General features: G+C 41.4%; 13 protein-coding genes and 4 tRNA genes. 11 read left to right on the top strand and 6 right to left on the bottom strand.

The window, feature by feature from the left end:
* Window positions 1–40: 40 nt before the first annotated feature.
* The 3 genes from BCU94_RS15230 to BCU94_RS15220 form a co-directional block, all read right to left on the bottom strand.
* A tRNA-Asn gene (locus BCU94_RS15230) sits at window positions 41–116 on the bottom strand.
* Window positions 117–139: 23 nt separating this feature from the next.
* Window positions 140–215 (bottom strand) — tRNA-Asn (locus BCU94_RS15225).
* Between the two features lie 39 nt (window positions 216–254).
* Window positions 255–330 (bottom strand) — tRNA-Asn (locus BCU94_RS15220).
* Window positions 331–1755: 1425 nt separating this feature from the next.
* On the opposite strand from BCU94_RS15220, the gene uvrB reads away from it, so the two are divergent.
* Window positions 1756–3795, top strand: a complete 2040-nt coding sequence (gene uvrB, locus BCU94_RS15215; RefSeq protein ID WP_102476857.1) for an excinuclease ABC subunit UvrB — start codon at window positions 1756–1758, stop codon at window positions 3793–3795.
* A gap of 167 nt (window positions 3796–3962) precedes the next feature.
* Here the strand turns inward: uvrB and asnS are convergent, their stop codons facing one another.
* Together asnS and BCU94_RS15205 are read right to left on the bottom strand one after the other, a co-directional pair.
* Window positions 3963–5363, bottom strand: coding sequence for an asparagine--tRNA ligase (asnS, locus tag BCU94_RS15210; RefSeq protein ID WP_102476856.1), 1401 nt, complete (start codon window positions 5361–5363; stop codon window positions 3963–3965).
* A 538-nt stretch (window positions 5364–5901) separates the two neighbouring features.
* Window positions 5902–6495: a CoA pyrophosphatase gene (locus BCU94_RS15205; protein WP_102438159.1), complete on the bottom strand. Its 594-nt coding sequence runs from the start codon at window positions 6493–6495 to the stop codon at window positions 5902–5904.
* 404 nt (window positions 6496–6899) lie between these two features.
* On the opposite strand from BCU94_RS15205, the gene malQ reads away from it, so the two are divergent.
* The 6 genes from malQ to BCU94_RS15175 all read left to right on the top strand — a co-directional run bounded on the left by malQ (window position 6900) and on the right by BCU94_RS15175 (window position 19183).
* The gene (malQ, locus tag BCU94_RS15200; protein ID WP_102476855.1) at window positions 6900–9086 is read left to right on the top strand and encodes a 4-alpha-glucanotransferase; all 2187 of its coding nucleotides are present in this window, start codon (window positions 6900–6902) and stop codon (window positions 9084–9086) included.
* Window positions 9087–9140: 54 nt separating this feature from the next.
* Window positions 9141–11378 carry a 1,4-alpha-glucan branching protein GlgB gene (glgB, locus tag BCU94_RS15195; RefSeq protein ID WP_102476854.1) on the top strand — a complete coding sequence of 746 codons (2238 nt, stop codon included), beginning with the start codon at window positions 9141–9143 and terminating at the stop codon, window positions 11376–11378.
* 2 nt (window positions 11379–11380) lie between these two features.
* Entirely contained in the window at window positions 11381–13510 is a 2130-nt protein-coding gene (gene glgX / locus BCU94_RS15190; RefSeq protein WP_102438153.1) for a glycogen debranching protein GlgX, read from the top strand.
* Window positions 13497–16010 carry a glycogen/starch/alpha-glucan phosphorylase gene (locus tag BCU94_RS15185; RefSeq protein WP_102476853.1) on the top strand — a complete coding sequence of 838 codons (2514 nt, stop codon included), beginning with the start codon at window positions 13497–13499 and terminating at the stop codon, window positions 16008–16010. Before glgX ends, BCU94_RS15185 begins: the two co-directional genes overlap by 14 nt.
* Before the next feature lie 55 nt (window positions 16011–16065).
* On the top strand, window positions 16066–17328 hold the full coding sequence (glgC, locus tag BCU94_RS15180) for a glucose-1-phosphate adenylyltransferase (protein ID WP_102438149.1): 1263 nt from the start codon (window positions 16066–16068) through the stop codon (window positions 17326–17328).
* A 145-nt stretch (window positions 17329–17473) separates the two neighbouring features.
* Window positions 17474–19183 carry a glycogen/starch synthase gene (locus BCU94_RS15175; RefSeq protein WP_241905019.1) on the top strand — a complete coding sequence of 570 codons (1710 nt, stop codon included), beginning with the start codon at window positions 17474–17476 and terminating at the stop codon, window positions 19181–19183.
* Window positions 19184–19347: 164 nt separating this feature from the next.
* Here the strand turns inward: BCU94_RS15175 and pabB are convergent, their stop codons facing one another.
* Window positions 19348–20763, bottom strand: a complete 1416-nt coding sequence (gene pabB, locus BCU94_RS15170) for an aminodeoxychorismate synthase component I (protein WP_102476852.1) — start codon at window positions 20761–20763, stop codon at window positions 19348–19350.
* 157 nt (window positions 20764–20920) lie between these two features.
* Here pabB and BCU94_RS15165 point away from each other — a divergent pair, with 157 nt between their 5' ends.
* The 4 genes from BCU94_RS15165 to BCU94_RS15150 all read left to right on the top strand — a co-directional run bounded on the left by BCU94_RS15165 (window position 20921) and on the right by BCU94_RS15150 (window position 26377).
* On the top strand, window positions 20921–22462 hold the full coding sequence (locus BCU94_RS15165; protein ID WP_102476851.1) for a fumarate hydratase: 1542 nt from the start codon (window positions 20921–20923) through the stop codon (window positions 22460–22462).
* A 285-nt stretch (window positions 22463–22747) separates the two neighbouring features.
* Window positions 22748–24808 (top strand): S9 family peptidase, encoded by a 2061-nt coding sequence (locus BCU94_RS15160; protein ID WP_102438144.1) that lies wholly within the window; start codon window positions 22748–22750, stop codon window positions 24806–24808.
* Between the two features lie 612 nt (window positions 24809–25420).
* Entirely contained in the window at window positions 25421–26053 is a 633-nt protein-coding gene (locus tag BCU94_RS15155) for a YchE family NAAT transporter (protein ID WP_102438165.1), read from the top strand.
* A 236-nt stretch (window positions 26054–26289) separates the two neighbouring features.
* Window positions 26290–26377 (top strand) — tRNA-Ser (locus tag BCU94_RS15150).
* The last annotated feature ends 608 nt before the right edge of the window (window positions 26378–26985 follow it).

The following is a 26985-nucleotide window of genomic DNA, read 5'->3' as shown; positions in this document are numbered from 1 at the left end:
TGAACTACAGGGGAATCGATGCTTCAAAATTTGTTTTAATTGGCTCCCCGGACTGGACTCGAACCAGTGACATACGGATTAACAGTCCGCCGTTCTACCAACTGAACTACAGGGGAATCGATTAAAACTAAGATAAAATTGGCTCCCCAGACTGGACTCGAACCAGTGACATACGGATTAACAGTCCGCCGTTCTACCAACTGAACTACAGGGGAATTTCATTTTATCTTTATTTTCAACTAACTAAACTAAATTGGCTCCCCGGACTGGACTCGAACCAGTGACATACGGATTAACAGTCCGCCGTTCTACCAACTGAACTACAGGGGAATCGTCTTTAGCAATGTATTGCTGAGAACGGAGCGCATAGTAAAACGCCCTGATCAATCCGTCAACTCGAGATATAAAAAAAAGTGAAAAATTGATGTTAACTGCTCACCTAATACACATTGAGGCTTATAAATGGCCGTTATGGGTGTTTTTTAGTTAACTTATTTTTTGATTAAAACAGCTTTTAGAAATAAATGCTTGGTATTTCTAAAGCTTATATTTTCATATCGGCGCTAAAACAAGCTGATTTAAATGTTCAATACGCCTAATGTCACTTTTAGATTACTTTTTAGTGCTCAAGTGAATCTGCAAATAAGCCTGCCTGGTCAATTTAAGCTTTATGGTCATTACCACTTGTCGCAACTAAAGGACAGTTAAACGCTTCTATATTAGCTAAGTTCAAGCAAGCTGAGTAAAATAAAGACGTATCCCACTGCTTGGTCAAGCGGCTAATATAAGATGCTCGCTGTACATTTATAGGGCGACTTGAGTTATAGCGTTTGCTGGCTTGATATCTCTAGTCATAACTGCCATCAAATTGATCCATCAGCTAGCGCTATTCGTAACGCTATTCATTGGATTTAAAATTGATTGAAGCTTTGCTTATGTCACAACGCAGGTATCAGCGCTTATTCACCATTCTTAACAACACCGAATAGGGAATACCAATAAAGGTTGCGCAGCAGTTTGTTTCACTCTTGGCAGAATAGTTAAAAATGGAGTAAGTATACTAGTAGTAATGGGTGATATGCAGCTTTGAGTGTACTGAGCTAACGTCTTGATTAAAGTAAGTCAGGATATAGACTCAAGCAGGTATTTTAAGCTAAATGCTTGATGTTAATCACATGCTATTTAATTTGCTAAAACCTAATAATCGAAACAGTGCAATTGTTATGTAAATTTTTTCTAGTTCGTAAGTCTAACTTTCAAATGTAATTTTATTTCATGATAGTTTTTTTACGATTTTATTAAACCGCACCTATTGCAATAGCCCATCAGTATTGGGTTAGAGTGACTTATCCACTAAATCTGTGGATAAGCCTGTGTGTTACTCTTGAAATATGCCCTCAAGCCCTTATAAACATTGGTAGTGACTTAAAATCTACCAATATTCAGCATAAATAAAATTCTGTTTAATTTCAGAGTGATAAGAAATGCAATGCTTTTATTCTGATGAATGTTGTTTAGCGAGCCTTAATGTAAACAAGCTTAAGTTAATGTTGTGTATTAAATGGTGCATTCATGAAGGGATTTAGGCACTTTGTTCACCTAATGCAGCCTAAAACTCCGTTTGTAGCAATATTTCATATTTCTAAGCTTGAAATGTAATAAATTACTGCTAAGTGTTGTTTTCTATAAATCTCATTCGCAAAGATGGATGGCTTCAGTATAAAATGCACCTTCAACAAAGAAGGATATATCCTAGTGTCAGAATTGGTTTTTAATCTTGTATCAGACTATACACCTGCTGGTGATCAGCCCACGGCAATCAAGCAATTAGTTGATGGCTTAGATGCAGGCGTGGCTAAGCAGACCTTATTAGGGGTTACGGGCTCTGGTAAAACCTTTACGGTAGCTAATATTATTCAAACCTTAGGACGCCCAACGATTATCATGGCGCCAAACAAAACCCTTGCAGCGCAGTTATACGGCGAAATGAAAGAGTTTTTTCCTAATAATGCCGTAGAGTATTTTGTTTCTTATTATGATTATTATCAGCCAGAAGCCTATGTTCCGGCGTCAAATACCTTTATTGAAAAAGATGCCTCGGTCAATGCGCATATTGAACAAATGCGGCTCTCTGCAACCAAAGCCTTATTAGAACGCAAAGACGTGGTGCTGATAGCCTCAGTGTCGGCAATTTATGGTTTAGGTGACCCCGAACTTTATATGAAAATGCTATTGCATCTTCGTCAGGGTGATCTGATGGGACAAAGAGACATCATTACCCGCTTAGGTGAATTGCAATACACTCGCAATGATATTGATTTACAGCGTGGTACTTTCAGGGTTCGCGGTGAAGTGATTGATGTCTTTCCTGCTGAATCAGAGCGTGATGCAGTACGAATTGAATTATTTGATGATGAAATTGAGCAGCTCAGTGAATTTGATCCATTAACAGGGCAGGTTACTAAGCGCTTAGCAAGAACCACAGTCTATCCTAAAAGTCACTATGTCACTCCTCGTGAAACGATTATCGAAGCAACGGAACATATTAAGGAAGAGTTAAGAGAACGCCGTCAGGAGCTTTTGGATAACAATAAGCTAATAGAAGCGCAGCGGATCTCCGAACGGGTGCAATACGATATTGAAATGATGGTCGAACTGGGTTATTGCTCTGGTATTGAAAACTATTCACGCTATCTATCAGGTCGTACAGAAGGCGATGGGCCGCCTACCTTATTAGATTATCTACCAGCAAATGGCCTGCTGATTATCGATGAATCACACGTTACTGTGCCACAAATTGGCGCTATGTATAAAGGTGATAGAAGTCGTAAAACAACCCTAGTTGAATATGGCTTTAGACTACCGTCAGCGTTAGATAACCGGCCGCTTAAGTTTGAAGAGTTTGAGCAATTAATGCCTCAAACCATTTTTGTCTCTGCCACGCCCAGTGATTATGAGTTTGAACAAAGTGATGGCGAAATTGCAGAGCAGGTGGTTAGGCCGACAGGTTTATTAGACCCTGAATTAGAAGTGCGCCCAGTGGCGATACAAGTAGATGATTTGTTATCTGAAATTCCAAAGCGTGTCGCGGCCAATGAAAGGGTTTTAGTCACAACCTTAACCAAACGGATGTCAGAAGATCTTACAGAATACCTCGATGAACATGGGGTGAAAGTACGCTATTTACATTCAGACATCGATACCGTTGAGCGAGTCGAAGTTATTCGTGACTTAAGGCTTGGCGTTTTCGATGTATTGGTGGGGATTAACTTACTTCGTGAAGGACTCGATATGCCTGAGGTGTCTTTAGTGTGTATTCTTGATGCTGACAAAGAAGGCTTTTTGCGCTCTGAGCGCTCTTTAATCCAAACCATTGGCCGCGCTGCACGTAATGTTAACGGTAAAGTGATCTTATATGCTGACAAAATTACCAACTCTATGGCAAAAGCCATGGAAGAAACCGAACGTCGCCGCACCAAACAACATGAGCATAACCTGAAATTAGGCCAAGTACCTAAAGGGGTAGTTAAGAAAATCACCGATGTGATGGACTTAGGCGATCCTCACCGTGGTAACAGTAAACATCAATATACCGCCTTCGGTAAAGTTGCAGAGAAATCGCCTGAATATGGCGATAAAGACACTAAGGTGCTAAGTGTTGCAGAGTTAGCCAAGCAGATTGATGTACTTGAAAAGCAGATGCATCAACATGCGCGAGACCTTGAATTTGAACAAGCTGCAGCCTTAAGAGATGAAGTAAAACAATTGCGAGATAAAATCATTATTAACAGTTAACGATTAAAATATCAGTTCTTAAAAAACGTATTAAATAATGGCTTAAAGTGATAATTACTTTGATGAGAGCCTTTTTTATTGAATGAAATTCAAAGGTATTTTGCCATATTTAAGCCATAAAAAAACGCGCTAATTAAGCGCGTTTTTATTGAGTGAGCCAGTTAGATTTAGAAGTTGGCTGACTTAGGTGAACGTGGGAATGGGATCACGTCTCGGATATTGCTTACGCCAGTAACATAAGATACTAGACGCTCAAAGCCTAAACCAAAACCTGCGTGTGGCACAGTGCCATAACGACGTAGATCACGGTACCACCAGTAATCTTCTTGGTCTAAGTTCATCTCAGCAAGACGAGCATCAAGAACGTCTAAACGTTCTTCACGTTGTGCGCCGCCAATAATTTCACCAATACCTGGTGCTAATACGTCCATTGCTGCTACAGTTTTACCGTCATCATTAAGACGCATGTAGAATGCTTTGATGTCTTTAGGGTAGTTTTTAACAACAACAGGCGCTTTAAAATGCTCTTCAGCAAGGTAGCGTTCATGCTCTGAATGTAAGTCGATACCCCATTCAACATCAAACTCAAACTTCTTATCACAAGCTTTAAGAATCTCAATGGCATCAGTGTAATCGATTTGGGCGAAGTCACTGGTCACGAATGCTTCTAAACGCTCAATGGCAGTTTTCTCTACTCGTTGAGCAAAGAATTCTAAATCATCACGACGTTCTTCAAGAACGGCTCTGAAACAGAATTTCAGCATGTCTTCAGCAAGTTTGGCCGCATCATCTAAATCAGCAAAAGCCACTTCAGGTTCAACCATCCAAAATTCAGCTAAATGACGGCTAGTATTTGAGTTTTCAGCGCGGAAAGTCGGGCCAAAGGTATACACTTTTGATAATGCACAAGCGTAAGTTTCAGCATTTAACTGACCTGATACGGTTAAGAATGATTCTTTACCGAAAAAGTCTTCGCTGTAATCAACTGTGCCTTGATCGTTACGGGGTAGATTTTCTAAATCTAACGTCGAAACGCGGAACATTTCACCCGCGCCTTCAGTATCAGAAGCAGTGATAAGTGGTGTAGAAACCCAGATATAACCTTGTTCATTGTAAAAGCGATGGATAGCTTGAGATAAACAGTTACGAACACGGGCCACTGCGCCAATAATGTTAGTGCGTGGGCGAAGATGAGCTAATTCGCGTAAATGCTCAATTGAGTGACGCTTAGCAGCCATAGGGTAAGTATCAGGGTCTTCAACTAAACCTGCAACTTCAACCTTGGTTATTTGCATTTCAAATGCTTGGCCTTTACCCGGAGATTCAACAACTTCACCAGTCATGATCACAGAGCAACCAGCAGTAAGCTTTAGCACTTCATTGGTATAATTTTCTAAATTATTCGGTACAACACCTTGAATAGGATCAAAACATGAACCGTCATAAACGGCTAGAAATGAAATACCAGCTTTAGAATCGCGGCGTGAGCGAACCCAACCACGTACCGTAACTTGCGAACCGATCGCAAAGTCACCTTTAAATACAGAAGCGACAGATGTAATGCTCATTGTTGCTTAGTTCTCCAATGAATCAATGATATAAATAGGGGCTTTATATTACCTTGAAATGGGCTTTTCACAAGGGTAAAAGCCGCTTGCAGGCAGATATTTTCACAAGTTTTAACAAACCCAGCAGAATCTGCTTAAAAATATTGCGGCAATATTACTTTTTTATCTGAAAATTCAGTTATAAGCGTATGACAAAGTGATGTATTTAAAACCTGCCAAACTTAACTAGCGGTGATATGTAGATGACCAAGGCTAATACAAGTCTTACTTAGGCTGCTATCAGTGGCTGGCGCTTAGCCGTTTACCAGTTTGGGGATTTTAGTGAGACTTATGCTAATAGAAGCCGCTGTTATAGCGATTTAAATTATAGCTAGTTCCAATATAGCGAGCTCAAAAGGATTGAGAACCGATTATTCTGAGAGCCTGCTTTAACTGTAACACTTGAATATGTCACAGGTAGCGGGTTTGTAATTCGCTAGCTTATTTGAATGGTTGGTATCATCTCGTTTGTAGTGAAACTAAACTTAAGTTTCTTTTATTAACCATTAAAAACGTTAGCTGAATTGTTTAAATGACAACAGAGTAAATTAATGATTGCCGCTGTTACTCCCCAAATGAATTTACCTTGATAGGGCATATAATGGACATCATAAAAGCTGCCATGACGTTGATACTGAATACTGTGTCGATTTTTAGGGTTTAAAAAGTGTTTAAGTGGCACCCAAAAAGCCTCGGCGACTTCTCCTGGATCTAGCGCTATCTCAAAAGGTTGTTTAACAATGCCGATAACTGGGGTTATTTCAAATCCGGTAAAGGTTGTATGGGGCGGAAATGTACCGATCACATCAACATTTTCAGGTAATAAGGCAATCTCTTCTTCAGCCTCTCTAAGGGCAGTAAAAATCATACTGCTATCTTGTTTATCTACTTTACCGCCAGGGAAACTAAATTGACCTGGGTGGGCGCGTAAATGTAATGCTCTTTTGGTTAGCAACAGTTGAAGCTCGCCATCTACTTCGAGTAAAGGCACTAATACCGCGGCTTTTCTAGAGCGAAGCTCTTTTGGTGGGGAAACAATATGGTTTGTTAATGTTTGCAATGAAAAGTGAATATTGAACTGCGTAGTATTCATCAAACGTCCCAGATAATCATATTGGTTTTATAAAAATAAAATGGCGCAAGTCTTCCCTTTAAATTAGCACAATAACCGTAAGTTTGACGGTTTTAAGCTGTTTATAAGCAAAGTTTTATGGCTGTTATTTTACTTTATAGGCCCTGCAGTAAAATTGGGTTTGGTTTTTTTGCACGTTTGCTGTGCGTTAATGCACCAAAGTGATTGTTTTTAATTACGCTTTTAATTTCGTTTTAAACAAGTTTGTAAATTTAATTTACAATCAGTTGGTTTTAAGATCTTGAAATTTAATCTTTTTATTCTGTAACCTGATTGAAATTAAACTGTCGTTAAACTGTGATGTTGTGCTGGCATGGTAACTGCTGGGTTATTAATCAGTTAAGACATTCGCGAGGGCGACAAATATGGGACTAGGGAAGTTACTGTATTTGCAAGGCGTAGGCGCTGAGTTTATAGATTGCTTTGGCAACAATGTACAGATCCAGCCTCTAGATAGAAATGGAATTTTACAATCCATGTGTGTTAATGATGCATCAACTAAAGGTGCATCAACGAGTGACACGCTAAATAATATTGCTGCTAATCGTTCTTTTGTTAGCTCGACTTTAAGCGATGAATTTATTCAGCAACGGATTTTTGAATTAGATGCCGCGCCATGGTTACTGCCTCTGCATGGGTTTCAATGGAGCTATGTGGATGACCCTATTGTTGAGTTTCATTTACCTGAGCATTTTACTGGCAGCATAAAAGTTGAGATTGAAATTGAACATGGTGATAAATTTCATTTTCCAATCAGCCTCGGCCAAATGCGGGTTGTGGGTGATTATGGCATTGATGGTATCAGTTATCTTAAATATCAGTATCAATTAAATGATGACATTAATGCCCCGCTAGGCCTTGGTTATCACGGTATCAGTGCCACTGTTGAATCTGCAAGCTCCAGTGAAACATATACCGGTCAATTAATGATTGCGCCGCGCAGCGCCTATGTTCATGCTGACAGTAAAACAGCCAAATGGGGGCTTAGCACCCAACTTTATAGCCTTACTAGCCAAAGCCAGTGGGGGATTGGTGACTTTAATGATTTACAAAAGCTCATCGAGTTAGCTGCTGCCAAAGGCGCAGATTTTATTTTACTAAACCCATTACACGCTCTGGATTTACCAGAAAGTGCCAGCCCTTATAGCCCATCAGATAGACGTCGACTTAATCCGTTATACATTCACATCGAGTCAGTGGCTGAATACGCTGCCATTGAAGGGGTTATAACTTCTAAGCTTTGGCGAAATAAACAATATCAATTAGCTCAGTCTAGATTGCTTGATTACTGCGAGATACATGAAACTAAATTTTCTATTTATCAAATGCTGTTTAACGCGTTTATTAAAGAGCATAAAAACAACCACAGTAAACGCTATCTAGACTTTGCCTGTTTTAAGCAACAGCAGGGTGAAGGTTTAAGCCAATATGTCACCCACCAGCAACAGCGAAATTCGTGTTTTACAGATGCAGAATTTCTGTGTTATTTACAATTTATCGCTTATGAGCAATTACTTCAGTGTCAGGCAAAAGCCAAAACTGCAGGCATGTCCTTAGGGCTAATTCGTGATATGGCAGTCGGTGCCTCGCCTACGGGGGCTGAAGTCTGTGCAAATATCGATAATTTTTGTACCAATGCCAATATTGGTGCACCGCCAGATCCTTTTGCCCCTCAAGGGCAAAACTGGGGTTTAACGCCTTTTGACCCTATCAAATTAGCCCAGCATAAATTTGAGCATTTCATTGATTTGATCCGCTCGAATATGGTGTCTTGTGGCGGTTTACGAATCGATCATGTCATGGGCTTATTACGCTTATGGTGGTGGCCTAAGCAGGAAGGTTTAGGCAATGGGGCATATGTGTATTACCCATTGGATACTTTATTAGCCATTTTGTGCCTAGAAAGTCAGCGAGCCCAATGTGTGTTAATTGGCGAAGACCTTGGCATAGTGCCGCCAGAAATTGTCGCCAACCTAGCTAAAGCAAAAATATTTTCAAACGAACTATTTTACTTTGCTAAACATCATGACGGCTTTATGAACCCCGCCTTTTATAAGTCTCACAGTTTGATGATGCTAGCAAACCATGATGTGCCGACATTAACGGCGTGGTGGACTGCGGCAGATATTGAATTACGGCATCAGTTAAATCTGTATGACAACGAGCAACAACTTGATGAGGCGAAATCGCTAAGGCTGATAGAGAAACAACAACTACTGGATTTACTTAGTCAGCATCATCTTATCAAAGCCAATATTGTGATGGGTGAAGTTGATTTTGAGCAATTAATGCTTGCTTGGCTCCAGTTATCGGCATCGGGTAATTCAGCCCTATATAGCATTCAAATTGACGATCTGATCGATGAAGTCAAACCGATAAACATTCCCGGTACTTGGAAACAATACCCCAATTGGTGTCGACGCTTAAGTCGCACTTTAGAACAAATTTCAGCAGATTCAACAGTCAATAACAGGCTCGATGCCATCAATAAAACCAGACGTAGCAGATATATAGATGACAGCGGCAAGCCTGAATGGGCTGTTTACGGCTAATGCGAATAACGAACAGCGTAATCATTAATTCAAACATTTATGGAGCAATGCAAAATGACTAATAATGCCCCTTATTTTAATCATGGAACCGATACCGCATTACTGAGTGGTAATTTTACTGATGTATTTTCATTACTGGGTATGCATAAAGCCGACAATGGCAAATCTTTGATCGTTAGATGCTTCGTCAAAGGTGCAATAGAAGTTGAAGTGATCAGTCTAAAAGATGGTAAAAAAGTCGCTTCATTAACCCAAGTTGATGAGCAGGGTTTATTTGCTGGCACTATGGGACGACGGGTTAAGCCATTTTTATATAGCTTAAAAGTGACTTATCCAATGAGTATTGAAACCATAATCGATCCCTACCAGTTTGGCAGCTTGCTGGATGATGATGACATCTACTTATTTGCTGAAGGAAAGCAGCAAAAAAGCTACCAATTTCTAGGTGCGAACTGGAAGACTATCGCAGGTGTAGAAGGTGTTCATTTTTGTGTCTGGGCGCCGAATGCTCAAAAAGTTGCCGTAGTAGGTGATTTTAATCATTGGGATGGCAGAGCCCATATCATGCGCTTTCATCCTAGTAATGGCATTTGGGAAATATTTATTCCCAATGCTGATGCAGGCCAATTTTATAAATTTAGTGTCACTACACAAGATGGCGCTTTAACTGAAAAAGCCGACCCTTATGCGATTCAAATGCAAGCAGCGCCGGGTAATTCATCGGTTGTTCCACACAAAACTGATTATAAATGGCAAGACAAAAAATGGCTTAAGCAGCGCGCAAAACAGCAACTACATCAATTGCCTATGTCTGTTTATGAAGTTCATCTCGCTTCATGGAAGCGTAAAGGTGAGTGGGGCGATAGTTACCTCAGTTATCAAGACTTAGCTGATGAATTGATTCCATATCTTAAAGAAATGGGCTTTACCCACCTGCAACTGATGCCAATCAGTGAATACCCATTTGATGGCTCTTGGGGTTATCAACCTGTTGGTTTATATGCAGCAACTTACCGCTTTGGTGATCCCGTTGGCTTAAAAGCCTTTATAGATGAATGTCATCAACATGATATTGGGGTTTTATTAGACTGGGTGCCGGCTCATTTCCCTAAAGACCCTCATGGACTGGCTAAGTTTGACGGCAGTTGTTTGTATGAACATCAAGATCCACGTCAAGGGGAGCATCCTGACTGGGACACTTTAATATTTAATTACGGCCGCGGCGAAGTACAAAGCTTTTTACTCAGTAATGCCTGTTATTGGCTTGAAGAGTTTCACTTCGATGGGCTAAGGCTCGATGCCGTGTCTTCCATGCTATATCTCGATTACAGTCGAGAATCTGGTCAATGGCTGCCTAATGAGTATGGCGGACGCGAAAACATTCAAGCCATTGAATTTTTGAAATTGCTCAATGAGCGAATCTATGCCGCCTACCCAGGTGTCACTATGGTGGCAGAAGAATCAACCGCTTGGGGCGGAGTGACTGACACCACTGAAAATGGTGGCTTAGGCTTTGGCTTTAAGTGGAATATGGGCTGGATGAATGACTGCTTGAGTTACCTTAGTCGCGATCCCATTTACCGTAAACATCACCACCATGAAATGACCTTTAGCTTAGTGTATGCCTATACCGAGCAATTTATTTTGTCCTTAAGTCACGATGAAGTGGTGCACGGTAAAGGCTCGTTACTGCATAAAATTCCCGGTGATGATTGGCAAAAGTTTGCCACCTTAAGAAGCTTTTTAGGCTTTATGTGGGGCCATCCAGGTAAAAAACTGCTGTTTATGGGCACAGAGTTTGCCCAACGTGATGAGTGGAATCATAACCAAAGCCTAGATTGGCATTTACTGCAATACGCGCCGCACCAAGGCATGCAAGATTGGGTTAGAGATCTCAATAGCTTATACAGTGAAAGCCCAGCCTTATATGAACTGGACCATCAGCCATCAGGTTTTCAATGGCTGGATTGTGATAATGGTGATGCCAGTATCTTTAGTTTTATTCGCTATGCCAAAGACAGTGGGCAGCATTTAATATTTGTGGTCAATATGACCCCGCAAGTGCATTACGACTTTAGGGTCGGTTTACCTTCTGAAAATGATTATATCGAAGTGCTCAATAGTGATAGCCCGTGTTATGGCGGTAGCGCGGTAAGCAATGACACCATTATTAATACCGATGTTGACTGGCAAGGGATGGCACGCAGTGGTCTGGTGACTGTACCGCCATTGGCGACGATTGTGCTCAGTGTTAAGGCCGCCCGCACCAGTTTAGAATCTGAAGAGGATTAACTATGGAATCGGTTAACCCTTTGCTTACAGGAAAGCCTTACCCCTTGGGCGCCAGCGTTGATGATAATGGCGTGAACTTTGCGCTATTTTCAGCTAACGCCACCCAAGTGGTGCTATGTCTTTTTGACGAGTTTGGGCTTAACGAACAACAATTTCCGTTAACCCAAAAAACCAGACAAATTTGGCATGGTTACTTGCCACAAGCGAAAGCGGGTACCTTATATGGTTATCGGGTTTATGGACCCTATCAACCCTTACTTGGGCACCGCTTTAATCATCATAAACTATTGCTAGACCCTTACGCCAAGCAGCTGTTTGGTGAACTTGAAGCTAACGATGCAACTTATGGCTATCAAATTGATAGCCCTGATTCTGATTTATCTTTTTGCAGCAAAGATAACGCCAAATACATGCCCAAATGCTGTGTAGTAGATGACAGAGCGCTACGAAACAGACCGGTTAAAAGGCTTAATATTCCTTTAGAGCAAACCATCATTTATGAAACCCATGTGAAAGGTTTTAGTGTGTTAAATCCTGAAGTAAATGATGATATTAAAGGCACTTATGCTGGCCTTGCAGCCCCCAGCAGTATCCAATATTTAACCCAGTTAGGGGTTAACTGTGTTGAACTACTGCCAGTGCAAAGCTTTTTCAATGAGCCATTTTTAATCGAAAAGAACCTCAGTAATTACTGGGGCTACAACAGCATCGGATTTTTTGCACCCAACGCAGCTTATATGAGTGGCGAGAGTATTACTGAGTTTCGTGACATGGTTGATAGCCTGCACGATGCGGGTATCGAAGTGATCTTAGATGTGGTTTATAACCATACCGCAGAAGGCAGTCGTTTGGGGCCCACCTTAAGCTTTCGCGGCATCGACAACGCCAACTATTATCGATTGGTGTCTAACGAACAGCGTTTGTATATCAATGATACCGGTTGTGGTAACACCTTTAATTCCAACCATCCGCAAGTGTTGCAATTGATTATGGACTCATTGCGATATTGGGTTGAAGTCATGGGAGTCGATGGTTTTAGATTTGATTTAGCCAGTTGCTTAGGCCGTGAAACCTATGGTTTTGATCCAGGATGCGGTTTTTTTGATGCCTTAGCGCAAGATCCCGTGCTGTGTCAGGTGAAACTGATTGCAGAGCCTTGGGATATTGGCCCTGGGGGTTATCAGCTGGGTAATTATCCTATTGCCTTTAGTGAATGGAACGATCGCTACCGAGATACTATGCGCCGTTTTTGGCGCGGCGATCATGGCATGCTACCTGAATTTGCCAGACGCTTTCATGGTTCAGATGATTTTTTTGAACACCATGGTCGCAGTCCATCGGCGAGTATCAATTTCATTACCAGTCATGATGGTTACACCTTAAAAGACTTAGTCAGTTTTAACCAACGGCATAACTTGGCCAATGGTGAAGGAAACCGTGACGGCCATCATGAAAACCTCAGTGCCAATTACGGCGAAGAAGGCGAAACCAGCAAAGTTGTGATTAACCAAACTCGTCAACGTCAGCAACGAAACTTTCTTGCCACGCTATTGCTGTCTCAAGGGGTACCCATGATCTTGTGTGGTGACGAGATGGGTCACAGTCAGCAAGGCAATAACAATGCTTATTGCCAAGACAATAAGATTAGCTGGATAGACTGGCAAACTATTGATTGGTCATTAGTTGAATTTACCTCGCAATTAATTAACTTACGTCAGCGCTTCCCGATTTTATGTCATAAAGACTTTATTCATGTACCTGATAATAAACGTGATAGTGGCTTTGTTTGGTATGGGCGTGATGGCGAACCTATGTCCAAACGCCAATGGAGTGAACAAAGCTGTCGCAGTTTGGCGGTGGTGATAACTTCCGGTGAATTGGCGCAACAACCCCACGCACTATTACTGGTACTCAATGCTGATGTTGAAAATCAATCATTTACCTTACCGAGTTTAAATTGTTACGGCCCTTGGCAATGCTTGCTGTCAACCCAAAACCTTAATAACGACAATTTAGCGCAAAGTGAATTGATTAAAGAAAGTAAGGCAGTACTCCAAAGTCGAAGCCTGATGTTATTTCATGCCAATTTTCAACTAGTTCAAGATAAGGAATTAATCGATGACAGTCACTAAAAGGAAAACCCGCGAGAAAAAACCGGCCACTAAAGCGGCTAAATCGACACTCAAAAGTGAACCAAAAAGTAATGACCATCTAGATTGCGATCCTTGTGACAGTTTAGATGCCACCTTTAAGCGACAGCTTCAAGGGGTGTTAAGCCGTGATGAAAATGCCACCAATGATATGTATGGGGCGTTAGCGTCAGCGGTTAAAGCCAATTTACTGCAGCAATGGCGAGAAACACGCTTAAAGGATAACCAATATCAGCAAAAACAAGTGGCTTATTTATCGCTGGAATTTTTAATGGGCCGTACCTTGGGTAATGCTTTACTCAGTTTAGATTTAACAACAGAGACTCGTGAGGCGCTAAATAGCTACGCAGTAGATTTAGAAACCTTACAAGAAGCCGAGCTTGATGCCGGTTTAGGTAACGGCGGTTTAGGCCGCTTAGCCGCATGCTTTTTAGATAGCTGCGCCAGTTTAGACCTAGCGGTTGTCGGTTATGGTATTCGCTATGAATACGGCATGTTTAAGCAAAAAGTGGTTGATGGTTATCAAATAGAGCAACCGGATCGCTGGTTAAGAGAAGGTAACCCATGGGAAGTGCGATTGGCCAATCACACCATTACCGTGCCATTTTTTGGCCATACAGAATCCTATGTCGATCTACAAGGTCATCGTCATTATGTGTGGATTGATACTCAAGATGTCAACGCAGTGCCACACGATATGCCAGTACCCGGCTATAAAAACGGTCGGATTAATACGTTAAGGCTGTGGAAAGCTGAAGCCACTGATGATTTTGATTTAGCGGAATTTAATGATGGTGATTATACCGAGGCCGTGGCCCGTAAAAATATGGCCGAACAAATTACCATGGTGTTGTATCCCAATGACGCCAGTGAAAATGGTAAAGAGCTGCGTTTAAGGCAGCAGTATTTTTTATCTTCGGCCAGCTTACAGGACATTTTACTGCGCTATGTGGCGGTTCATGGCAGCGATTTTAGTCGCTTTAGTGAGCTTAATGCCATGCAACTTAATGATACTCACCCGAGTATTTCAGTGCCTGAATTAATGCGTTTGCTCATGGATACCTATGGCTTGGATTGGGATCAAGCATGGGACATTACCTCAAGCAGCGTGGCATACACTAATCACACCTTGTTACCAGAAGCGCTAGAGCGCTGGCCTGTGCGCATGTTAAAGCACATGTTGCCACGCATTTTGGACATTATTTATGAAATTAATGCCCGTTACCTCGAAGACGTTGCTCACCATTGGCCAGGGGATAATGACAAATTAGCGGCGATGTCGATTATCGAAGAAGGCCACGAACCCCATGTGAGAATGGCATACCTTGCCATTGTGGCTAGCTTTTCGGTTAATGGCGTCGCAGGTCTGCATACCCAATTATTAAAGTCTGGTTTGTTTAATGATTTTTATCAGCTATGGCCACACAAATTCAATAATAAAACCAACGGTGTGACGCCAAGGCGCTGGCTGGCCCATTGTAATCCGCGCTTGGCACAGCTAATTACTCGCCGTTTAGGTGATAGTTGGGTGACCGATTTAACCCAGCTAACAGCCCTTAATGCCTTTACCGATGACCAAGCCTTTTTGAAGCAGTGGCAGACCGTCAAATTTGATAACAAGGTAGATTTAGCCAAATTAGTGGCAGCTGAGTGTGAGGTTGAGTTTGACCCTAAGATGATGTTTGACGTACAGGTTAAGCGCATTCATGAATACAAACGCCAGTTACTGAATATATTGCATGTTATTCATTTATATCAACGCATTGTGGCGGGTGATACCCAAGGGATGCAGCCCCGTTGTGTGCTGATTGGCGGCAAAGCGGCGCCTGGTTATGCCATGGCCAAGCAAATCATCAAACTCGCCAATAATGTGGCCCATATGGTGAACTCAGATCCTGTGGTAACGCCATATTTACGTTTTGCTTTTTTGCCAAACTATAACGTCAGCGCCATGGAAAAAATTTGCCCGGCCACAGATTTATCTGAGCAAATCTCCACTGCTGGTAAAGAAGCATCGGGCACCGGCAATATGAAATTTATGATGAATGGCGCTCTCACCATAGGCACCCTCGATGGTGCAAACGTTGAAATGCTTGAAGAAGTGGGTGATGACAACTTCTTCTTATTTGGTCTTAATGCTGACGAGGTTAGTCAGCTTAAATCTCACTACAACCCCCATCAATATATTCAACAGTCACCCGCACTCAAACATGTGTTAGAGATGCTTAAAAGTGGCCATTTCAATTTAGTGGAACCGGGTATTTTTGACAGCATTATTGCTGCCATTGAAGACCCATATGATCAATGGATGATCGCCGCCGATTTTGATGCATATCGCGTAGCACAAGAAAACGTCGCTGCTGCCTATGCCAATCAAGAACACTGGACTCAAATGAGTATTAGAAATACTGCATCCAGCGGACGTTTTTCTAGTGACAACACTATTAGTGCGTATCGTGACGACATTTGGTTTGCCAAATAATCACGCCATTATATTTTCAGCAAGTTGCTGAGTTTAAAGTTAGGAGTCTTAATATATGTCAAATGCTCGTTATATTAGTAATCTTACCCGTGATACCTATGCATTAATTCTAGCTGGTGGTCGAGGCTCTCGCTTACATGAGTTAACCGATTGGCGTGCTAAACCGGCGTTATATTTCGGAGGTAAGTTCCGCATTATCGATTTTCCATTATCAAACTGCATTAACTCAGGGATCCGCCGTGTTGGGGTAGTCACCCAATACAAATCTCACTCGTTAATTCGGCATGTTAGTCGTGGTTGGGGCCACTTTAAGAAAGAGCTGGGCGAGTCAGTGGAAATCTTGCCAGCATCACAGCAAACCTCAGGCAACTGGTATGAAGGCACTGCTGATGCGGTATTTCAAAATATCGATATTATTCGTCATGAGTTACCTAAATACGTGATGGTGTTATCTGGGGACCACGTTTATCGCATGGATTATGCCGGTTTACTGGCCGCTCATGCGGAATCTGGCGCTGATATGACAGTGTGCTGTTTAGAAACGCCCATTCCTGAAGCTGCTAATGCGTTTGGGGTAATGGAAGTGGATGAAGATATGCGGGTGGTCGGCTTTGAAGAAAAACCTGCCGTGCCTAAATCTATCCCAGGTAATGAAGAGTTTTGTTTAGCATCGATGGGCAATTATGTGTTTAACACTAAGTTTTTATTCGATCAGTTAAAGAAAGATGCCAATAACGAAAACTCAGACCGAGATTTTGGTAAAGATATTATTCCGTCCATTATCGAGCACGCCAATATATTTGCTTTCCCGTTCACCAGTGCAGTACCTGATGAGCCAGCATACTGGCGTGATGTTGGCACCTTGGATTCATTTTTTCAAGCCAATATGGAGTTATTGTCACCCACACCAGCACTGAATTTATATGATGCTAAATGGCCAATTTGGACTTATCAGGAGCAACTTCCACCCGCTAAATTTGTTTTCGATGATGATGATCGCCGTGGTATGGCGGTAGATTCAATTGTTTCTGGTGGTTGTATTATTTCAGGTGCTAAGGTCAAGCGTAGTGTGCTGTTTGATGAAGTGCGGGTGTGTTCATACTCATTAGTGAAAGACTCGGTGTTGTTACCTGATGTAGTGGTACTTAAAAATTGCCGTATTCAAAATGCCATTATTGATCGCGGTTGTATCATTCCTGAAGGTATGGAAATTGGCTTTAATCGTGCCCAAGATATTGCCCGTGGATTTAGGGTGTCAGAAAAAGGCATAACCCTAGTTACTAGAAAAATGCTCGGTTTACCTACGGGTTATGAGTAATTGATTTAGTCGACTTATTCAATTTAGTCGGCTTTTCAATTTAGTTGAGCTGCAGGTTTACCCTTTGGTTAAACTTGGCGGCTCAGCATTTTACATCATGTAACACCGAATAAAAAACCTAATAGCATTTAAAAGGTATTCACTAGTGAAAAAAGTATTAATGATCGCAGCTGAGAACGACGCGATATCTGGCGCGAAAGTCGGTGGTATGGCTGATGTTATTCGCGACTTGCCTCCAGCATTAGCAAGCGAAGATATTATTGTGGATGTGGCTATGCCTAATTATGGCTATATTGCACAAACTTATAATGCTAATAACATCGGCACTGTAGCGGTAAAATTTGGTGCTAATATTGAAATCGTCAGCGTGGCGCTGATGCCAAGACCCAGAACCAGTGTTGACGGCAATACAAACCTTAACAGCCAAGTATACTTATTTGAGCATCATTTATTTAATAGCGAGGGTAATCAAGTTTATTGTGCAGGCAGTAATGATAGGCCCTTTGCTGATGACGCCACTAAGTTTGCCTTATTTAATTTAGCGGTAGCCCAAGCTTATATTGATGGTTTAATCCCCGAAGTTGATGTGATGCATATGCATGACTGGCACGCCGGAATGCTGGTGATGTTACGGGCATTTGACCCACAATATGCCATGTTAAAGCAATGCCAATGTGTATTCTCAATTCATAATTTAGCCCTGCAGGGCATAAGACCAATACGTGATGATGTCTCATCATTTGCTGCATGGTTTCCTGAGCTAACGCACCTTTTAACAGATGAGCAAAAAGCTCATTTAAGCGATCCACGATATCCTAACTGTGTAAACCCAATGAAAATGGGTATTGAGCTCAGTGACAAGGTGCATTTAGTATCGCCGACCTATGCTCATGAGGTGTTAATGGCATCCGATCATCAAAATGGTTTTTTTGGTGGTGAAGGCTTAGAAGCGTCCATGTTAGATAAACATAATCGTGGTGACATTGTAGGAATACTCAATGGCTGCGTTTATGAGAATGATGACAGTGGTGTTAATGATAGTGGTGTTAATAATAGTGATGTTAATAGTGCTGAAAGTGAATTGACCACTGCAAAACCTGATAAGAAAACCGCTAACAAATCGATTAATCAGCTATTAGTGAAATCACAAGATGCAGTCATTAAATGGTTAGGTAAAACAGACTCTGCTCGCAGTGTCGATCAAATAACTTTAGCGCGTTTACAACAATGGCAAATGCAACAAATCAACCAAGCGAGCTCGATTGATTTCTTAATGACATCAGTAGGGCGGTTAACAGATCAAAAGGTGTTGCTGTTACGTCAACCCTATCCCGTTGAGGCAAACAGTACTGGCCAAAGCCTATTAGACGCTATGCTGATTGAGTTAAAACGATTAAAACCCCAAGGGGTGTTTATGCTACTGGGGAGTGGCGATCATGTCATAGCCAAAGAGTTTCAACAGGTCGCATCAAGGCACAGTAACTTTGTGTTTATTAATGGCTATGATCAGCAATTATCCGATGAACTTTATCAGTTAGGTGATTTGTTTGTCATGCCAAGTAGCTTTGAGCCTTGTGGTATCAGCCAATTATTAGCCATGAAGCAAGGTCAGGTGTGTATTGCCCATGGGGTAGGTGGTTTACGCGATACCATTAAAGATCAGCAAACCGGTTGGTTATTTGAAGGTCATAATTTAGCTCATCAAGCGGAACAATTTATTCAGGTGTTAATTAACGCCTTAAGCTTGAGTAATGAGCAACCTGAGCAATATCGTCAAATGGAGATTAATGCCAGTCAAGAACGCTTTAGCTGGCAACAGGTGGCTAAGCAATATCGCCAGCAGTTATACAGTTGAATACCTTTTTACTACTAAGTTAAAGGTTAAGTAAAGCGGCAGTGTGATGATTGTGAGATTTAACTCAACCCTTAGCTAAGTTAAGTTTTAGCTGAGTTAACTTTCGTAAGCTTCAGCTTAACCCTTAACAGAGCTATTACTATGGTTGAATTAATATGCTTGTTTTAGAGCTTTTCTAATATAGGCAGAATCTTACTGACCTTATCAAAGCATTCTTGATACTCAGCATCGGCATTAGAATCTGCCACTACACCGCCACCGGCCCAGCAATAAATCTTATCTTCTTCAGTCAGCAAGGTTCTAATGGTAATGCTGGTATCCATAGTGCCATCTTGACTGATATAACCAATACTGCCGCAATAAATACTGCGTCTTGATGGCTCTAATTCTTCGATAATTTGCATGGCTCTAATTTTGGGCGCGCCAGTGATAGAACCACCCGGAAAGGCTGCCTGGATAATATCGATGGCAGACAAATTAGCCGCGAGGGTAGCTTCAATGGTGCTGACTAAATGATGCACCGCAGGGAAGCTCTCAATATCAAATAACTTGGGCACATTAACTGTGCCCGCAGTGGCGACTTTACTGATGTCATTACGCAGCAAATCCACAATCATCACGTTTTCAGCGCGATCTTTTACTGAGTGCTGTAACTGCTGGGCTTTTTGTTTATCAATTTCAGCATCTGCTGAGCGAGGCAAGGTGCCCTTAATAGGCTTAGTAGAAATCTTATCACCAGAAAGTTGAATAAATCGCTCTGGCGAAATTGACATTATGCAGTGATTTTCCAACCTCAAGAAGGCTGAAAAAGGGGCTTTATTGGCTGCAGATAACGCGCAATAAGCTTGCCACTCATTGCCATGATAGTTAGCTGAAAACCGCTGAGTTAAATTTATTTGATAGCAATCGCCAGAATGCAAATATTGTTGCACCCGATTAAATTTTTCTTGGTATTGCTGGCTTGTGGTTTGATTTTTCCAAGGGGAGGTTAGTTTGAATTTTGGCTGCGTGGATTTGTTTTTGGTTATTTTTTTAGTTGCGACCTCAATTTTATTCAATGCAGTATCAAGGGCAATTTGGCCTTGATAATGTAAACCAAACCAGCATTGCTGTTGATAGCAATAGATTAAGCAAAAGTCATAAAAACCCACGCTCATTTCAGGCAAGTGAATATCTTGAATAGCGCTGTCTGGCAGTTTTTCTATCACTCTACCCAAGTCATAACTAAAGCTACCTAATGCGCCGCCGCTAAAAGGGAACTTGCATGGCTGTTTTGTCGGGTAAAGTGTTTGCTGCAGCTGAGCTAGATTCTCAAAAACAGCTTGCTGACTATCAAAGCTCGCTAGTAACGGGCTTAACGCTTCATCGACAATAGTGAGTTTACTGAGGTTATTTTGATATGTTAAACAAGCTATTGGACTAATAGCAATAATGTCATATTTAGCATCAGTATGGGCTGCGTTGGCCGAATCTAACAGCATAGCCCAAGGCTTGTGGCAGAAATGTTCAAACAAGGTGTGCGTACTAATATTCCAATCCAGTTGCTGAATTGCCAGCGATTGCTTGCCCCGAGAATGCATGTTGTAACCTATTTAAAATGTGATGTAGCCCAAAAACGTTGGAAAGAGTATCATATTGTCCCTGAAAGGATTAATAGCTAATTGAAGGCAATTTTAAAATTGCATTCATATAAAAATAAAACAAGTTATGCCGCAATGGCTGCTGGAGCGCCCCTATATGTCTACAAACTCATCTGCTAATGTCGTGATCAAGCAAGCTGACTTTATTGAAAGCATTGCTGATTCTCTGCAGTATATTTCGTATTACCATCCTAAAGATTTCGTTGATGCAATGGCTAAGGCCTACGATCGTGAAGAAAGCGAGGCTGCAAAAGATGCCATCGCACAGATTTTGATTAACTCACGTATGTCAGCAGAAGGTAAACGTCCTTTATGCCAAGACACAGGTATTGTGACCAGTTTTGTCAAAATTGGTATGGCAGTGCAGTGGGACAAAACCGATATGACGGTTCAGGAAATGGTAGATGAAGGTGTACGCCAAGCTTACCTGAATCCCGATAACCCTTTACGTGCATCAATCGTTGCCGATCCTGCAGGTTCCCGCAAAAACACTCGCGATAACACGCCATCTGTAGTTCATATTGATATGGTGCCAGGTAATCATATTGAAGTCATGATCGCAGCAAAAGGCGGCGGATCAGAAAACAAATCAAAAATGGTGATGTTAAACCCGTCAGATGATATTGCTGCGTGGGTTGAAAAAACCTTACCGACTATGGGCGCAGGTTGGTGTCCGCCAGGTATGTTAGGCATAGGTATTGGTGGCACAGCTGAAAAAGCCGCGGTACTTGCAAAAGAGTCGTTAATGGACCCGGTTGATATCCATGAGCTAATGGAGCGCGGCGCTGAAACCACTGAAGAGAAGCTTCGTTTAGATATCTTTGAACGTGCCAACAATACGGGTATTGGCGCGCAAGGCTTAGGCGGCTTGACCACGGTACTTGATATTAAAATTAAATCAGTGCCGACTCACGCAGCGTCAAAACCTGTGGTAATGATCCCTAACTGCGCAGCAACACGTCACGTGCATTTCCATTTAGATGGCACTGGCCCTGCTGACTTAGTGCCGCCATCATTAGCTGATTGGCCTGAAATTACCCGTGAAGCAGGTGAGAATACTCATCGTGTTAATTTAGACACAGTCACTCAAGCTGAAATCGAAACCTGGAAAAGCGGAGATACCTTATTACTTAACGGTAAAATGCTAACAGGTCGTGATGCGGCTCATAAGCGCATTCAAACCTTGATTGAATCAGGTGAAGGTTTACCTGATGGCGTCGACTTTACTGGTAAATTTATTTACTACGTAGGGCCTGTAGATCCAGTAGGCGATGAAGTTGTGGGCCCTGCAGGCCCAACAACCGCAACCCGTATGGATAAGTTCACTGATCTTATGTTAGATAAAACGGGCTTAATGGGCATGATTGGTAAGTCTGAACGTGGGCCACAAACCGTTGAATCAATCAAAAAACACAAAGCCGTTTATTTAATGGCTGTCGGCGGCGCTGCTTACTTAGTATCTAAAGCGATTAAGAAATCTCGTGTGGTGGCTTTTGAAGACTTAGGTATGGAAGCTATCTATGAATTTGATGTTCAAGATATGCCGGTTACCGTGGCTGTGGATACTCAAGGCGTTAATGCCCATGAAACAGGTCCGGCAATTTGGAAAGTTAATATTGCTAATGCCAAAAACAAATAAGCGTTAATTTTAATTTCACGTTATGGTTTTTGTGGTTAATTTCGTCAAATAGCGCAAATAATCTCGCTCAGGTTTGGATTGTGTCAAAATCCTATTGCCTGAGCGTTTTTGTTTGGGTAGTGTGCTATCAGTACTTATTATTGGTATTTTTGAAACAGTGTACTTTCAGTCTGTAAACTGTTTGATAACAGCATTTCATCGATTAATCATTTTGCTGTGATGTAGCACTAAAAAATAACACAGACATTGGTAACACAACAAAAATTAAAAAGAGAACTTCATCAAATGAAAAAATCGTCAATTTTACTCGCTATTGCAACTGCAGGCTTTGCCTTGTCAGTACAAGCAGCAGAGCCTGCTAAAACCCCCTTTAATGTTCAACAACTTGTAAAGTTGAATAAGCTTCATTCTGCCGCTGTATCAAATGATGGCAGCAAGTTAGTGTATGCCGTTAAGTTAATTGACGAGCAGGGCGACAGCAGCTCTGATTTATACTTACTGGATCTGAGTGATAAAAATGCTAAGCCAGTTCAAATTACCTCACATAAAGGCACTGAACATGACGTAACTTTTAGTGTTGATGGTAAATCAATTTACTTCTTAGCAGCGCGTAACGGTTCTAGTCAGTTATTTAACTTAGCCTTAACTGGTGGCGAAGCGATGCAAGTGACTGACTTACCATTGGATATCAATGGCTATAAGTTATCAAATGACGGCAAACAAGTTGTCATGAACATGCGCGTATTTCCTGACTGTAAAGACTTAGCTTGTACGGTTGATCGTATTGAGGCTGAAGAAAACAAAAAGACCACGGGTCGTGAATACAAACAACTCATGGTTCGCCATTGGGATACATGGGAAGATCACGCCCGTAACCATTTGTTTGTCGGTCAGCTAAATGGCAAGCCAGTAACAGATGTTGTTGATGTTACCCAAGGTTTAGATACTGAAACCCCGCCAAAGCCTTTTTCAGGCATGGAAGAGGTGACCTTTACCGCAGATGGTAAACACATTGTTTATAGCGCCAAAGCCCCAAGCAAAGATCAAGCATGGACGACCAACTATGATCTATGGAAAGTGTCTGTTGCTGGTGGCACGGCTGAAAACCTAACGCCAGATAATAAAGCATGGGATGCACAACCGACTTATTCTAAAGATGGTCGTCAACTGGCTTATCTTGCGATGAGTAAGCCTGGATTTGAAGCTGACCGTTACCGCATTATGTTGCGTGACACAGTTACTGGCGCAGAAAAAGAAGTGGCACCGTTATGGGATCGCAGCCCAAGCTCACTGACCTTCAGTGATGATGGCCGCACGCTTTATGTCACGGCGCAAGATGTAGGTCAAGTGACCATCTTTGAAGTTAACACTCAGTTTGGTGATGTCCGTCCGATATACAATGATGGCAGTAACAACCTTGTCGCAGTGACAGAGTCAGGGCTTATTTTCAGCAACAAATCATTAGTTGAGCCGGGCGACTTATATAAAATTAGCCTTGAAGGTGAAAACCTCACCCGTTTAACCAATGTTAATGAAGACAAATTAGCTGAAATTCAATTTGGTGAGTTCCAGCAATTTAACTTCAAAGGTTGGAATAACGAGACAGTACACGGTTACTGGATTAAACCTGCTAATTATGAAGCCGGTAAGAAATACCCAATCGCATACTTAGTTCACGGTGGCCCGCAAGGTTCATTTGGTAACTCATTCAGTGGTCGCTGGAATGCACAACTTTGGGCTGGCGCAGGTTATGGTGTGGTTATGGTCGACTTCCATGGCTCAACCGGTTATGGACAAGCCTTTACTGATTCAATCACCCAAGATTGGGGTGGTAAACCGCTTGAAGACTTGCAAAAAGGCCTAGCAGCGGTTGGTCAGCAACAAAAATGGCTAGATACCGATAATGCCTGTGCATTAGGTGGCTCATATGGCGGCTACATGATGAACTGGATCCAAGGTAACTGGAGCGATGGCTTTAAGTGTCTTGTAAACCACGCTGGTTTATTTGATATGCGTAGCATGTACCACGTAACAGAAGAGCTTTGGTTTCCTGAGTATGAATTTGGTGGTACATACACTGAAAATAAAGAACTATATGAGAAGTTCAATCCAGTAAACTATGTTGAAAACTGGAACACACCAATGTTAGTGATCCACGGTGAGAAAGACTACCGCGTGCCTTATGGGCAAGGACTAGCGGCATTTACATACATGCAGCGCAATAACATCCCATCAGAGCTATTAATGTTCCCTGATGAGAACCATTGGATCTTAAATCAAGATAACCTACAGCAGTGGTACAAAAACGTACTAGGTTGGATGGATCGCTGGACTGAAAACAAATAGTTTTACGGTTAGGCGAACAAAAAAGAGATGCTATTTAGCATCTCTTTTTTTATGGGCTGAAAAATTAATTACTCTGAAATGGGTAATTTTTCAGCTAGATAGTTTCGAGGCTTGTTTTATCGACTATATTGAGTTCTGTAGATGGGCACTTTTGAGCCGTTTTAGTAATACATACAAGGTAAGTTAATCTTCTGCGTGAACCCGTCATTTTTCGATGACCATTTTTATGACAGATCCTAGTACGTTTACTCATAGTGTTTACCCATAGTGATTTCAATCTACTTACTGTCGTTAATAACGCCGATTAAGTAACTAACATTCAATAATGAGGTTTATTGTAACAGTACAAAGCTTGATGATGAATTTTTATAGCGCTTTTTTACTCGATTATGTCATTAAATTTCATTTATGTCGTAAGTGGTGTTTGTAGACATTGAATTTTGTTAATTGGCTCCGAAAAGCTATTGTCGTAAAAGTAAATTAAGGTCAGATTAGGTTTATTATTAACTAGCTCATATTTGTAAGAAAATACATTTGTAAAATGCATAAAAAGCAGTAGAGTTGCGCGATTATTTTTTTGACCACAAAACCATTGATATAGAGGGTAAGCTCGTGGATTTAATGCTTTACGTTAAGTTTTTCTTAGGATTGATAGCAATTATCAACCCTGTGGGCTTATTGCCTGTGTTTGTGACCTTAACCAGTCACCAAACTGAGGTAGAACGTAACCATACAGGTAAAGTGGCAAACTTTGCCGTGGTGATTATTTTGTTAACCACGATTTTTATTGGAGAGCATATTTTAAATATGTTCAGTATCTCTTTATCAGCCTTTAGAATTGCCGGTGGCAGTTTGATTGCGATCATCGCGATGTCTATGCTGCAGGGTAAATTGAGCCAAGTGAAACGTAACCAAGAAGAAGACCGTGAAGCATCAGGCATGGAGTCGGTTGCTGTGGTACCACTGGCATTGCCATTAATGGCTGGTCCTGGCGCCATTAGTTCAGTTATTGTATTTTCTTCTACTAATAACTCATTGGTGGACATGATAGGTATGTCCATTACGGTGATTATTTTTGGTTTAATGAGTTTTGGTTTGTTCAGAATGGCACCGATTATTTTTAAGTTGCTAGGTACAACAGGCATTAACGTCATCACGCGTTTAATGGGGCTGCTAATGCTTTCAATTGGTATTGAAGTGATAGCTGCCGGTATTAAAGGTTTATTCCCAACGCTAATGAGTTAATAACGTGCTTTATTTAATCAATCGAGCAACGGAATTGCTCGATTTGAACAGCAAACGTTCAAGAGTTTGTAAAACATCGATTTCTGCTTGACCTCAAATACGCATTTGCGTAAAGTACCGCTCGTTCTACAACATAAGGTTTTTCATAATTACCTTATATTCAATAGTGTTAACTTATAGCAGTATAGATAAATAGAACCGTGCCACTCACACGTTAAAATGAATGCAACAAATTAGGTGACGTGTCCGAGTGGCTGAAGGAGCACGCCTGGAAAGTGTGTAAAGGGCAACCTTTCGAGAGTTCGAATCTCTCCGTCACCGCCAAATTCTCCCCTAGCTTTTCATACTTTATAAATTCCCACGATTACTAATCGAACTCCACTTTTTGTTATTGCTTAGTCTTGATTACTGGCATCTGTAATTATTCATTACTATAAATTTCTCCTCCATAAAAACTTTGCAAGTCTCAACGCGTAGTTCTGCAGCTATATTTAATCTCATTGAAGTTATTTATACCCTTGTTAGTCGGCACTCATTCAAGTGATATAGCCATTATGTATGTTAGCATTTTGTTATTTTAACTCAGTGGTTTAGCTAAACTAATTATTCTTTCTATTTTGTTTTTAGCGGCGTTAAATGGATTTAGGTATTTAATAAAGGGGATTTTTATATGTTCGCATAAATTTTTATCGTTTTTGTAGGCTTAGCCAGTTTGATTTTAGGAATACAAGGTGGTTATTCCGCTAATCAGTCCTCATCCCCCTAAAAGCAGAATTTCAAATGCTTGGCCATTTATGCGCTAAAGTTAACTAGACTTTAAACTTAGTTGCTAATCCGACTAAACCTTAGCAGACATTTTAGCCAGAACGTTTAACTCATAGTGTGTCAGGTCACATCAAGGGCAGCTTTTGCCAGAATAGACAGCAAGTTGC

Source organism: Shewanella sp. 10N.286.52.C2 (genome assembly GCF_002874545.1).
Taxonomy (GTDB): domain Bacteria; phylum Pseudomonadota; class Gammaproteobacteria; order Enterobacterales; family Shewanellaceae; genus Shewanella.
The sequence above is the reverse complement of the archived record's forward strand: the minus strand, read 5'-3'. Positions and strand labels throughout refer to the sequence as shown.

Excerpts from the sequence above, each read along its gene's own strand:
- BCU94_RS15205 (WP_102438159.1), bottom strand. The coding sequence starts at position 6,495 with ATGAATACTACGCAGTTCAATATTCACTTTTCATTGCAAACATTAACA.
- BCU94_RS15160 (WP_102438144.1), top strand. The coding sequence starts at position 22,748 with ATGAAAAAATCGTCAATTTTACTCGCTATTGCAACTGCAGGCTTTGCC.
- glgX (WP_102438153.1), top strand. The coding sequence starts at position 11,381 with ATGGAATCGGTTAACCCTTTGCTTACAGGAAAGCCTTACCCCTTGGGC.
- glgC (WP_102438149.1), top strand. The coding sequence starts at position 16,066 with ATGTCAAATGCTCGTTATATTAGTAATCTTACCCGTGATACCTATGCA.
- malQ (WP_102476855.1), top strand. The coding sequence starts at position 6,900 with ATGGGACTAGGGAAGTTACTGTATTTGCAAGGCGTAGGCGCTGAGTTT.
- glgB (WP_102476854.1), top strand. The coding sequence starts at position 9,141 with ATGACTAATAATGCCCCTTATTTTAATCATGGAACCGATACCGCATTA.
- BCU94_RS15185 (WP_102476853.1), top strand. The coding sequence starts at position 13,497 with ATGACAGTCACTAAAAGGAAAACCCGCGAGAAAAAACCGGCCACTAAA.
- pabB (WP_102476852.1), bottom strand. The coding sequence starts at position 20,763 with ATGCATTCTCGGGGCAAGCAATCGCTGGCAATTCAGCAACTGGATTGG.
- asnS (WP_102476856.1), bottom strand. The coding sequence starts at position 5,363 with ATGAGCATTACATCTGTCGCTTCTGTATTTAAAGGTGACTTTGCGATC.
- BCU94_RS15165 (WP_102476851.1), top strand. The coding sequence starts at position 20,921 with ATGTCTACAAACTCATCTGCTAATGTCGTGATCAAGCAAGCTGACTTT.